The 12,404-nt window shown below is 39.8% G+C and carries 6 protein-coding genes; 4 read left to right on the top strand and 2 right to left on the bottom strand.

Going from position 1 to position 12,404, the window contains the following annotated elements:
• Nucleotides 1-3 precede the first annotated feature (3 nt).
• Nucleotides 4-2,712 carry a type I DNA topoisomerase gene (topA, locus tag QT16_RS18195; RefSeq protein WP_039489912.1) on the top strand — a complete coding sequence of 903 codons (2,709 nt, stop codon included), beginning with the start codon at nt 4-6 and terminating at the stop codon, nt 2,710-2,712.
• 357 nt (nt 2,713-3,069) lie between these two features.
• Here topA and QT16_RS18190 read toward each other — a convergent pair whose 3' ends face one another.
• Together QT16_RS18190 and QT16_RS18185 are read right to left on the bottom strand one after the other, a co-directional pair.
• Nucleotides 3,070-3,312 carry a hypothetical protein gene (locus QT16_RS18190; protein ID WP_002959734.1) on the bottom strand — a complete coding sequence of 81 codons (243 nt, stop codon included), beginning with the start codon at nt 3,310-3,312 and terminating at the stop codon, nt 3,070-3,072.
• 510 nt (nt 3,313-3,822) lie between these two features.
• The gene (locus tag QT16_RS18185; RefSeq protein ID WP_039489909.1) at nt 3,823-5,445 is read right to left on the bottom strand and encodes an alpha-glucosidase family protein; all 1,623 of its coding nucleotides are present in this window, start codon (nt 5,443-5,445) and stop codon (nt 3,823-3,825) included.
• 663 nt (nt 5,446-6,108) lie between these two features.
• On the opposite strand from QT16_RS18185, the gene QT16_RS18180 reads away from it, so the two are divergent.
• The 3 genes from QT16_RS18180 to QT16_RS18170 all read left to right on the top strand — a co-directional run bounded on the left by QT16_RS18180 (nt 6,109) and on the right by QT16_RS18170 (nt 12,367).
• Nucleotides 6,109-8,913 carry a TonB-dependent receptor gene (locus QT16_RS18180; RefSeq protein WP_039489907.1) on the top strand — a complete coding sequence of 935 codons (2,805 nt, stop codon included), beginning with the start codon at nt 6,109-6,111 and terminating at the stop codon, nt 8,911-8,913.
• A 104-nt stretch (nt 8,914-9,017) separates the two neighbouring features.
• Complete coding sequence (locus QT16_RS18175) at nt 9,018-10,511, top strand: tryptophan halogenase family protein (RefSeq protein WP_039489905.1); 1,494 nt, start codon at nt 9,018-9,020, stop codon at nt 10,509-10,511.
• Entirely contained in the window at nt 10,511-12,367 is a 1,857-nt protein-coding gene (locus tag QT16_RS18170) for a glycoside hydrolase family 13 protein (protein ID WP_039489903.1), read from the top strand. Before QT16_RS18175 ends, QT16_RS18170 begins: the two co-directional genes overlap by 1 nt.
• The last annotated feature ends 37 nt before the right edge of the window (nt 12,368-12,404 follow it).

Here is a 12,404-nt window from a genome sequence, read left to right as displayed (position 1 = left end):
ACTATGGGCAAATCGCTAGTAATTGTAGAGTCACCTGCTAAGGCTAAAACAATTAATAAATATTTAGGTAATGACTTCATCGTAAAGTCCAGTATTGGGCATGTACGTGATTTACCTACTTCAGGTTCGAGCAAAGCTAAAGTGCCGGCAACTAAAACGCCAGCAGAAGTTCGCAAAATGGAACCTGAAGAGAAAGCAGCGTATAAAAAGCAACGAGATTATACTAACCTGGTCGCGCGTATGGGTATTGATCCTGAGCAAGGTTGGGAGCCGCATTATGAAATCCTGCCAGGTAAAGAGAAGGTTGTTCAAGAATTACAAAAGCTGGCTGAAAATGCAGATCAAATATACCTCGCAACGGATTTGGATAGAGAAGGGGAAGCAATTGCTTGGCACCTTCAAGAAATCATTGGCGGCGAACCTGAAAAGTATAAGCGCGTAGTTTTTAACGAGATTACCAAAAACGCAATACAGCAAGCTTTCGAAACACCTGGCGAGCTTAATACTGACATGGTTTACGCTCAGCAAACACGACGCTTTTTAGACCGTGTTGTAGGCTTTATGGTTTCTCCTTTGTTGTGGGCAAAAGTTGCACGTGGTCTATCTGCAGGACGAGTTCAGTCTGTTGCGGTACGCTTATTAGTTGAGCGTGAACGTGAAATTAAGGCATTTATCCCTGAAGAGTTTTGGGATATTCACGCTGATGTTAAGAATACAGAGTCTGAGTTACGCTTAGAAGTAACCAAACAAGCAGGAAAGGCATTTAAGCCTGTAAATGAAGCTCAGGCTAGCGCAGCTGTTAAAAGCCTTGAGAGTGCAGAATACAAAGTAATTAGCGTTGAAGAAAAACCAAGTAAAAGTCGCCCAAGTGCGCCATTAATTACTTCAACCATGCAACAAGCGGCAAGTACACGCCTAGGTTATGGCGTTAAGAAAACTATGATGCTCGCTCAGCGTTTGTATGAAGGCGGTTATATTACTTATATGCGTACCGATTCTACCAATCTTTCAAAAGATGCGGTTGAAATGTGTCGTGAGTATGTAACGAACGAGTTTGGTGCTAAATATTTACCAAAAGATCCAATTAACTATAGCTCTAAAGGCAATGCACAAGAAGCGCATGAGGCAATTCGTCCTTCAAGCGTTACTGTGTTGTCTGGTCATATCGAAGGCGTAGATGCCGATGCTAAAAAGCTGTATGAGCTAATTTGGCGTCAGTTTGTAGCGTGTCAAATGGTACCTGCTGAATACGACCTAACAACACTGACTGTTGCAGCTAACGATTTCCAGCTCAAAGCAAAAGGCCGCGTGCTTCGCTTTGATGGTTGGACAAAAGTACAACCTGCGGTGCGTAAAAAGAACGAAGAAGATCAATCACTGCCAGCTGTTAAAGAAGGTGAAATACTTACTTTAATAGAACTTGATCCTAAGCAGCACTTTACTAAGCCGCCAGCTCGCTTTAGTGAAGCAAGTTTAGTAAAAGAGCTTGAAAAGCGTGGTATTGGTCGTCCATCTACTTATGCGTCGATTATATCAACAATTCAAGATCGTGGTTATGTACGTGTAGAAAATCGCCGTTTCTTTGCTGAAAAAATGGGTGAAATTGTCACTGATCGCTTAGTTGAAAACTTCACTGATTTAATGAACTTTGATTTTACAGCTAAAATGGAAGGTCGTTTAGATGACATTGCTGAAGGCGAGCGTGTATGGACTCAAGTTTTAGATAAGTTTTATGCTGATTTTTCAACGCAATTAACTGTCGCTAAAGACGAGCCAGAGAATGGCGGCATGCGTCTTAATGAGATGGTTGAAACCGATATAGAATGTCCTACATGTAGCCGAAAAATGGGTATACGTACGGCTTCAACCGGTGTTTTCTTAGGGTGTACTGGTTACAGCCTTCCGCCAAAAGAGCGTTGTACAACAACAATGAACTTAGTGTCGGGCGATGAAGCGGTTGCTGCTGATGTCGAAGACGTAGAAACCGAAAAATTAATGCAGATGAAGCGTTGTCCTATTTGTGAAACTGCAATGGACTCATACCTAATTGACGAAACCCGTAAACTACATGTGTGTGGTAATAACCCAGCATGTAAAGGGCATATAGTTGAAGAAGGTACCTTTAAAATTAAAGGCTACGACGGACCAATTATCGAATGTGATAAGTGCGGTTCTGACATGGAGCTTAAATCGGGTCGCTTTGGTAAGTACTTTGGTTGCAATAACGACGAGTGTAAGAACACACGTAAGTTACTTAAAAATGGTGAGGCTGCTCCACCAAAAGAAGATCCTGTTCACATTACTGAATTAGAGTGTGAGAAGTCAGATGCGTATTTTGTTTTACGTGATGGCGCTGCGGGTATATTTTTAGCCGCAAATACTTTTCCTAAGTCACGTGAAACACGTGCACCTAAGGTTGAAGAACTAAAACGCTTTAGAGACCGCATTTCGCCTAAGTTTTATTATTTAGCAGATGCACCAGCTAAAGATCCTGATGGTAATCTTGCTGTTGTACGCTATAGCCGTAAAAATAAATCTCAGTATGTTATGACTGAAGTTGACGGTAAAGCTACCGGCTGGACTGCTCATTATGAAGCAGGTAAATGGACAGAAGAAGCGAAGAAAAAAGCAGCGCCTAAAAAGAAAGCAGCTGCAAAAAAGGCACCAGCTAAAGCTAAGCCTAAAGCGAAAGCTAAAAAAGAAGATGAATAAGCACGTTATTGCTTATTCATAGCTTTTGTAGATTTAAAAAATCATAAAAAAACCGGAATGCACAGCTTGTGTCTATTCCGGTTTTTTTGTGCCTAGTTGAATGCTTTCGCAACGGCTTTATTAGCAGTACATTCACCTAAGCGTGTTACCAATTTGATTAAAAACATGGTCATTTTAGCGTATTAAATAACTCAGTTACTGCGTTAAAAACTATTCATATATGACTGCATAGATGCAGAAAGTAGGCATTGCAGGGAGCAGCTGCCGAGAACAAATATATGTCATGCTTTTTCGCTTAGCTATTGAGCTATATTCTTAGCGCTATAATTGATCACTAATTAAATGTAATTGGTATAATTAAATTTTAACAGAAGATACTTTTTTATAGCCTTCAGATTCAAGCTCATCATTTACGCATTTTAATACGTAGGCATTTAGCTCTTCATTGCTTACGTCATCATCTTTAGCCCAGTTAACACACATTTCTGTGTATTCTTTTATCATTTCGGCTGAAGCTGTTGGCGCATCGTCTGCAACCGCGTAAGTCGCAGATACTGCAAATAGTGGTGCTACGATTAATGCTAGCAATGCTTTTTTCATTCGTTTATTCCTAAAAAAATGGTGTGATGACTGATTTATCCAGTTTAAAGTTAGGTATAAATCAGTAGTGCCCAATTCAGAACAACTCTGTTGGTATACTGATTTTTAATCGAAATTGAAATAAAAGATAACGAAATTTTTTTATCGTGAGGATGAGTAATTTACTTGTCAGTTTTTTAACTTTAGTAAGTACAGTATTATCAGCTGGAGTAATATATTTAGTAGCTAAGAAAACTTGATTCTGCGCTTTATATTAATAACCTTTAGATTGTTTTAGGAAAATTGATTTTTTAGGTTCAAAAATGAAATGGATAAGCGCCATTGTATATTTCTGCTATGAGGATATTTTAAGTTTGTAATATCAGCCGTATTATTTGCTTTAACTGAATGTCTAAATGGTGAAACTAAAAGTCACTAGAATGCGTTAAATCCGAAAAAGCCCAAGTGAATAGCTTGGGCTTTTTCGGATTTAACGCACTTAGGTAAACATTAAGCGCAACTTTTAAGTCATTAACACTGAGCGTAAAAACATGCGTAAGGCTCAAGCGTTGTGGTGCCTTGGTCTAACTTTGCGCTGTGGTGGCTAAGCTCGGTGTATTCTTTAACGATTGATGTTGGCATATCAATACTTGTTTGCTTAGCGCTGAGATTGAACATACAAAGCATCCTTTGCTTTGCAAGCGTTCTATAAAAAGCAAGCACAGGCTCTGGCGTTTCTATAAATTCAATATCACCTTCAAGTAAAACTGTTTGGCCTTTTCGCCATGCCATAAACTCACGGTAGGCATTTAAAATTGAGTTGTTATCATCTGTTTGTATAGCTACTGATTGCTGCTTATGTGCATTATCAACGGGTAGCCAAGGTTTTACTTCACTAAAACCTGCATGAGATGAATCAGCCAGATCCCAAGGCATTGGTGTTCTACAGCCATCACGCCCTTTAAAATTAGGCCAAAACGTAATGCCGTATGGGTCTTGTAAATCTTCATAGGCCACACTTGCTTCACCCAGACCTAGCTCTTCACCTTGATACATACACACGCTGCCACGAAGGGAAGCTAATAGGGCGGTTAGCATTTTACATTGTTGAGGGTTTACTTCGCCATTTTCGCTCCAGCGGCTCGCTACGCGCTCTACATCATGATTACTAAATGCCCAGCATGGCCAGCCTTCAGTCATACGTTGTTCTAGAGTTTCAACCGTAGTTCTAATATATTCACTTGAGTAATCATTTGTTAATAGCTCAAAGCTATAACCCATGTGCAGTTTGTCGCCACCTTGGGTGTACTGCGCCATTGTAGCTAATGAATCTTCTGATGAGATTTCGCCAAGCGATACAGTACCTGGGTATTTATTAAGTAATGTGCGAATATCTTGCATAAATTCAATATTTTCAGGCTGAGTATTATTGTAGTAATGGTACTGAAATGCATACGGATTATCTTCACTAAAACCACGACCCTGGCGCTTATCTTTTGGTTTAGCCGGATTATCACGTAATTGCGCGTCGTGATAGCAAAAATTAATTGCATCAAGCCTAAAACCATCAACGCCTTTTTTAAGCCAAAACTCAACATTATCAAGCACAGCTTTTCGAACATCTGGGTTATGAAAGTTAAGATCCGGTTGTTCGGTTAAAAAATTATGTAGGTAGTATTGCCCGCGACGAGGCTCCCACTGCCAAGCACCACCACCAAAAATAGATAGCCAGTTGTTTGGGGCTGTCCCATCATCTTTTGCGTCAGCCCAAACATACCAGTCGGCTTTACTGTTATTTTGATTTTCACGGCTATCAGTAAACCATTGGTGTTGATCTGATGTATGGCTTAACACCTGATCAATAATTATTTTAATATTACGAGTGTGGGCTTCGCTTATTAGCTCATCAAAATCATTTAGGTCACCAAAAAGCGGGTCAATGTCACGATAGTCGCTAATATCATAGCCAAAGTCTTTCATTGGCGATTTGAAAAAAGGTGAAATCCAAATAGCATCAACGCCTAAGCTTTTAATGTAATCAATACGATTAATAATCCCTCTTAAATCACCAATGCCATCGTTGTTGCTATCTTGAAAGCTACGCGGATAAACTTGATAAATAACTGCACCTTTATACCACTGCTTTTGGGTCATGCTTTTCTCCGTCATTCCACACAGTATTTAGACTATTTTTATTTGTGATTACGATTAATCACGTTATTTGCAAAAAGCATACGTGAAGCCTTGTACGCTGTAAAAAGTCTGCATACGTATGCACTAAAATTAACGCAATTAAATTATTAAAAATAAGTACTTATAGCTAGCTTAAAGGTGTTTTATTTATGTGTTGGGTGTTTACCAATTATGGTACTGACTTACTTTCTGACTTTTATTAAACATAACGGTTTGTCATACAAGAGAAAATATATTTTATGTTTTGAATTTAATGGTCTGACCAATTAAACATTTGAATTGTGTCTAATATTTCTTATTTTAAATAGCGATACTAATTAGTTTCACTTTGTTTACATTGCGTGCTGTTAACTTTTAGTTTTTGATACAGTAGATTTTACATGTAGAGTTGGTTGTGTCATTTTCAATGGTTTTATTTTCAATAAAATCAATTATTTAATGTTTATTTGGCAAGGTTTATAATAATGTGAAGTCGTGCTATAACTGTTGAATACGTATGCATAAAGTTGTTAATAAAATAAAGCTGGCGTTAATATCCATCCTGACAACAAAATTAGCTCGCCTGTTTGACTATCACTCAAATAAAGAAGCGAGTATCACAATATGGGTAACGGGAAAAACATCATGTCTATGTTCAAACCAAGTATATTAACGTTGGCAATGGCTACTGCAGGATTAGCAAGCTTTGCCTCTGTAGCAGCACAAGAAGATACAGTCAAAAATGATGACGTTGAGGTTATCGAAGTAAAAGGCTTTCGTGGCAGTGTTGTAGAATCAATCAACACAAAGCGTTTTTCTACTCAAGTCGTTGAGTCAATTTCAGCAGAAGATATAGGTAAGCTACCTGATTCATCTATTGCTGAGTCTATTGCACGCTTACCTGGTTTAACAGCGCAGCGTTTAGATGGTCGCGCAAGCAGAGTATCAATTCGTGGTTTTGGTGAAAACGAAAGTGGTACTACATTTAACGGCCGCGAGCAAGTATCTATTGGTGATAACCGCGGCGTAGAGTTTGACCTTTACCCATCAGAAATTATGAGCGGTGTTACTGTATATAAAACACCTAATGCAAGTATCGAAGCCGAAGGTATCGCCGGTGTTATTAACATGCAAACCGTGCGTCCTTTAAGTAAAGGCGAGCGTGTATTTCAAGTTAATGGCCAGTACGAGCAAACCAGCTTTGATAAACTAAACCCAGACGGTAACGACGATGGTTATCGCGGTACTATTTCATACATTGATCAGTTTGCTGATGACACTATAGGTGTTGCATTTGCACTTAACACCATGAGCTCACCAAACCAAGAAAAACGTTGGAACGCGTGGGGCTACCCCGAAAGAGAAGTAGGTGGCCAAACATATTCAATTTTAGGTGGTGCAAAACCATTTGTACGTTCATCTACACTTGAACGTGATTCAGCCATGCTCGTACTAGAGGCGGCACCGACTGACAAACTAAATATGACGTTTGATGCATTATATGTAGATTTTACAGATGAAAAAATCTTACGTGGTATCGAAATTCCATTTGCATGGGGGCAAGGCTCCATTGACCCTGCAAGCGTTAGTGTAGATGATGCAAGCGGATTTATTACTAGTGCTGTTACTAATGGCCAGCGTGTAGTTGTTCGTAACGATTATGAAGAGCGTGAAGCAGAGCTAACCGCGTTTGGCTTTAACACTAAATACGATATTGACGATTCTTGGTCAGTAGAATTTGATGCAAGTTACTCGCAAGTAGATCGTAAAATTTGGAGCCTTGAAAGTTACTCAGGCACAGGACGCGGCGATTCACGTGGTATTGCAGATAACTTAGGTTACACATTTAACGGTGGTAATACTGGTGCTACGTTTACTCATGACTTAGATTACAGTGACTATAGTTTGATTCAATTAGGTGGTCCACTTTCTTGGGGGTCAAACAAAGCATTGAATAATAAGTATGGTTTAGTTGATGCTGATGGAAATGATATTTCTGGTTATAAAGATCAGGCACAGGATGGATTCATAAATGCACCAACGATTGAAGATGAGCTGACTACGTTAAAGCTAGCGGCTTCTAAAGTGTTAGAAAACGAATACTTTAGCTCAATTGAATTTGGCATGTCTTATAAAGAGCGCGAAAAAACCAAAGATTCGCAAGGCTTTTATATGACACTATCAGGCTTTTCACTTGATAACCCAGGTATGCTAACTGTGCCAGAGCAGTACAGAATGGGCAGCGTCGATTTAAACTTTATTGGCATGGGCGATATGATTGCCTATGACGCTAACAGTTTATTAAACGATGGCTATTATACACTCGTTGACCAAAGATTAGCAGACACAAGTCACTTAACTAAATCGTGGACAGTAAAAGAAGAAATTACTTCGGCGTTTGTACAAGCTAATATTAATGCTGAAGTGAGCGGTTTAGCGTTAACAGGTAACATTGGTGTACGTTATGTACATACTGACCAATCTTCACAAAGTAACGCTTTTAATTCAGACGATGATGGTAATATTTTTGTTACGCCGACAGATCTTAGCCATGATTACTCTCACGTATTACCAAGCTTAAACTTATCACTTGCGATTGATGAGCAACAAACAGTTCGTTTTGGTGCAGCTAAAACAATTTCTCGTGCACGTTTAGACGAAATGAATTCATCTATTGATGCGTCATACAACACAACACCTGATGAAAATGGTAACTACTGGTCTGTATCGGGTGGTAACTCTAATTTAGAGCCAAAAGAGGCCACTGGTTACGATTTAACATACGAAAACTACTTTAGTGATGAAGGTTACTTCTCTGCTGCGTTTTTCTACAAAGACTTAACCCAGTGGATTTTTGACGGCACATACGAAATTGATATGTCGGGCGTTGCGGACCCATCAACAGGTGAAGTCCCAGCTACGTCAGAAGGTACTGGCAGTGGTAAAGTAAATGGCGGCGGCGGTGACCTATACGGTTACGAGCTATCACTGGCGCTTCCATTTAAAATATTCCACCCGTCACTTGAAGGCTTTGGTTTAATTGCAAGCCATACCGGTATTGAATCAGACATTGAAGATCAAAACGGTAATGAGTACGAGCTACCGGGTCTGTCTGACAAAATTCAAAGCTTAACGGTTTACTACGAAATGAATGGTATTCAGCTGCGCACCAGCATGCGTAAACGTAGTGCCTTTAAAGGTGATGTATACGGGCTAGGCTTTGATACTGAACAAGTAGATATCCTAGGCGAAACAATTTGGGATATTCAAGCAGGCTACGACTTTAGTGAGGGCGGTGTTGAGAGCCTTGAAGGTTTATCAATTCAGTTCCAAGTTCAAAACTTAACAGAAGAGCCGTTTACATCGCTTTCTGGCGATAACGCGCTACAAGTTCGTGACTACCAAGATTACGGTCGTACTTACTTGTTAGGCTTTAGCTACAAGCTATAATAAAGGTTGTGTGTAGGAGCCCTTGTAATTTGTTTTACAAGGGCTTTTTTATAGCTACTTTATCAAACTTAACAAAGCTTTAAACTGTAAACGTGGACAATAATATGAAACCAATAAAACACGTCGTAATCGCAGGCGGGGGCACGGCAGGGTGGATAACAGCCGCCTTGCTTAATAAAGTGTTAGGTAAAGTAATTAAAATAACCCTTATTGAGTCAAGTGCTATTGGCACTATAGGCGTGGGTGAAGCAACAATTCCGCCTATTATTCAGCTTAATAACGCGCTGGGTATAAACGAGCAAGATTTTATAAACGCTACTAATGCATCTATAAAACTAGGAATTGAGTTCGAAAATTGGAAAACTACCTCTCATAGCTACATGCATGCTTTTGGCTCATTTGGAAAAGACTTTCCCTTTTGCGATTTTTACAATTTTTGGGTAAAAGGAAAAATTACAGGTTGTGAAGACAGCTTATGGGATTTTTCGTTAAATTACCAAGCAGCTAGACAGCATAAGTTTGCACCCTTGAATACCCTACCTAACACGCAATTACCTGGCTTAAGTTATGCGTACCACTTTGACGCAACGATATATGCTGAGTTTTTAAAAAAGCTCGCAACATCACGCGGTGTTGAGCATATTGATGCCAAAATAGAGCAGGTTGAACAATGCCCTCTATCAGGGAATATAAAATCATTAACCCTTGGTAACACACAGCAGATAAACGGCGACCTTTTTATAGACGCGACAGGCCAGCGCGCCTTACTAATTGAGCAAACCCTTAACACAGGTTTTGTCGATTGGTCTCATTATTTACCGTGTGATAGCGCCGTGGCGGTGCAATCTCAAGGTACTAGCGAGCTAAAACCTTATACGCGTTCAATTGCACACAGCGCAGGCTGGCAGTGGCAAATACCGCTGCAAAGCCGAATAGGTAATGGCTTGGTGTATTGTAGTCGTTATTTATCTGACGATGCGGCAACGCAGTTATTATTAAATAATTTACCCGCTGAGCCAATGACTGAGCCGCGGGTAATTAAATTTAAAACAGGACGGCGGTTAAAACAATGGCATAAAAACGTGGTATCGGTTGGCCTTGCCAGTGGCTTTTTAGAGCCGCTAGAGTCTACCAGTATTCATTTAATACAAAGTGCCGTAACCCGTTTAATAAAGCTGTTTCCACACAATGGCATAAGCGATGCTTTAGTTACTGAATTTAATAAGCAAAGCGTGATAGAAATAGAGCACATTCGTGATTTTATAATATTGCATTACACACTAACAGCGCGAGAAGACTCCCCATTTTGGCGACAATGTAAGCAAATGGACATTCCTGACTCATTGGCCCATAAGCTCAAATTATTCAAGCAAACCGGCAAAGTAGTGCGCGAAAACGACGAATTATTTGCCGAAGTTGCCTGGCAACAGGTGTTTATTGGCCAAGGACTTATCCCCGAAGATTACAACAGCATTGTTGACTCACTCAGTAGTGAACAACTAAACGATTTATTCTCAACACTAAAAACGCTTATTACCTCAACGGTAGATCAATTACCCACTCATAAAGATTTTTTAGCAAAAATTAAAAAGGCCTGATGATGCAACTTTTAAAAAAACTTTTACTTGTAAGTGCCTGTACTTTACCAACCATTAGCTACGCAATTGACGTTGAGCCAGCTAATTGGTGGGTTGGCATGAACAAAAACACGATTACCATCATGGTTCATGAGCAAAACATTGCAAACGAGCAAATTAAATTAGCTAAATACAACGGCGTTAAGTTAAATAAAGTAACCCGTACCGATAATCCAAATTATGTATTTTTAAATATTACCATTACCGACGCCGCTAAAGCCGGAACGCTTGAATTTAATAGCAGCGAAACGAGCAATAACTTTGAGTTTCCACTGCTTAAACGAGATAAAAACAGCGCTCAGCGTCAAGGGTTTACATCAGCTGATACGCTTTATTTGATTAACCCTGATCGCTTTGCTAATGGTGATAAACAAAACGATAGCGTTCCTAGCATGTTAGAAGCCGCTGATCCTAGTACTAAGGGTGGGCGCCACGGTGGTGATATACAAGGTGTTATAAACGCACTTCCATATTTAAACAATTTAGGCGTAACACAGCTTTGGCTTACCCCAGTGCTTGAAAACAATATGCCTAATTATTCTTACCATGGCTATGCAATTACAGACTTTTATAAAGTTGACCCACGTATGGGCTCAAACCAGTTATATAAAACGCTCTCGGTAAAAGCAAAAGAGCAAGGTATAGGCCTGGTAATGGATATGGTCCTTAACCATTTTGGCTCTGAGCATACTTGGGTTAACGATAAGCCAACTAAAGATTGGATTAACTTTAATGGTGAGTTTAAAAAAGGTAAAAACGCCACAAGCCATGCGCGCCAAACTATACAAGACCCACACGCGAGTGAATACGACAAGCGCCAGTTTAACGATGGTTGGTTTGTAGAAACCATGCCCGATTTAAATCAGCGCCAGCCACTGTTAAGTGAATACTTAATTCAAAATGCTATTTGGTGGATAGAATACGCCGATTTAAGTGGTATTCGTGTTGATACCTACTCTTACTCAGATAAAGCATTTTTGAGTGATTGGACAAAAGCCATAATGCAGGAGTACCCAAACTTTAATATTGTTGGAGAAGAGTGGACGTCAAACCCTGCTATTGCCTCTTACTGGCAACGTGGCAAGCATAACCAAGATGGTTATACATCAAGCTTACCAAGCGTGATGGACTTTTCGTTGCAAGAGTCGGTAATCCAAGCGCTAAATGAAGAAGAAAGCTGGAACACGGGCTGGGTTAAAGTATGTGAATCGTTAGCTAATGACTTTTTATACCCTGATACCAATAACATTATGGTATTTGCTGATAACCACGATATGAGCCGTGTATACACCGAGCTTGGCCAAGACGTTGCTAAAACAAAAATGGCGATGACGTTACTTTTAACCACACGTGGTATAGCGCAAATGTATTACGGCACCGAAGTACTATTAGATAACACCCCAAGTAAAGATCATGGCGATATTAGAATCGACTTCCCGGGGGGATTTAAAGGCCAAACTCGGAACGCCTTTACGGGCGAGGGGCTAACAAAACAGCAAAAAGTGATGCATAACACCATCAGTACCTTGCTTAATTTTAGAAAAAGCAGCCCAGCACTTGATAAAGGAAAACTTGTGCACTTTACGCCTCAACAAGGCGTGTATAGTTACGCGCGTGTTAGCGACGAGCAAACTGTGTTGGTATTTATGAATAAAAACACAAAAGAGCTAACTAAGAATATTGAGTATATGCAGGAAGTAATACCAAAAAATACCAAAGCACTTAACTTATTCACCCACAAAATACAGGTGTTGGGTAATACAGTTGCTTTACCGGCAATGAGTGCAACGGTATTAATTATAAATACCTCTCAATAGTTTACCTGAATACGTATGCAGCAACTGTATGGTTGCT

Source organism: Pseudoalteromonas distincta (assembly GCF_000814675.1).
Classification (GTDB): domain Bacteria; phylum Pseudomonadota; class Gammaproteobacteria; order Enterobacterales; family Alteromonadaceae; genus Pseudoalteromonas; species Pseudoalteromonas distincta.
The sequence above is the reverse complement of the archived record's forward strand: the minus strand, read 5'-3'. Positions and strand labels throughout refer to the sequence as shown.

What these genes read in the sequence shown, in the direction of transcription:
- topA (WP_039489912.1), top strand. Translation starts at nt 4, where the DNA reads ATGGGCAAATCGCTAGTAATTGTAGAGTCACCTGCTAAGGCTAAAACA.
- QT16_RS18190 (WP_002959734.1), bottom strand. Translation starts at nt 3,312, where the DNA reads ATGAAAAAAGCATTGCTAGCATTAATCGTAGCACCACTATTTGCAGTA.
- QT16_RS18185 (WP_039489909.1), bottom strand. Translation starts at nt 5,445, where the DNA reads ATGACCCAAAAGCAGTGGTATAAAGGTGCAGTTATTTATCAAGTTTAT.
- QT16_RS18180 (WP_039489907.1), top strand. Translation starts at nt 6,109, where the DNA reads ATGTCTATGTTCAAACCAAGTATATTAACGTTGGCAATGGCTACTGCA.
- QT16_RS18175 (WP_039489905.1), top strand. Translation starts at nt 9,018, where the DNA reads ATGAAACCAATAAAACACGTCGTAATCGCAGGCGGGGGCACGGCAGGG.
- QT16_RS18170 (WP_039489903.1), top strand. Translation starts at nt 10,511, where the DNA reads ATGATGCAACTTTTAAAAAAACTTTTACTTGTAAGTGCCTGTACTTTA.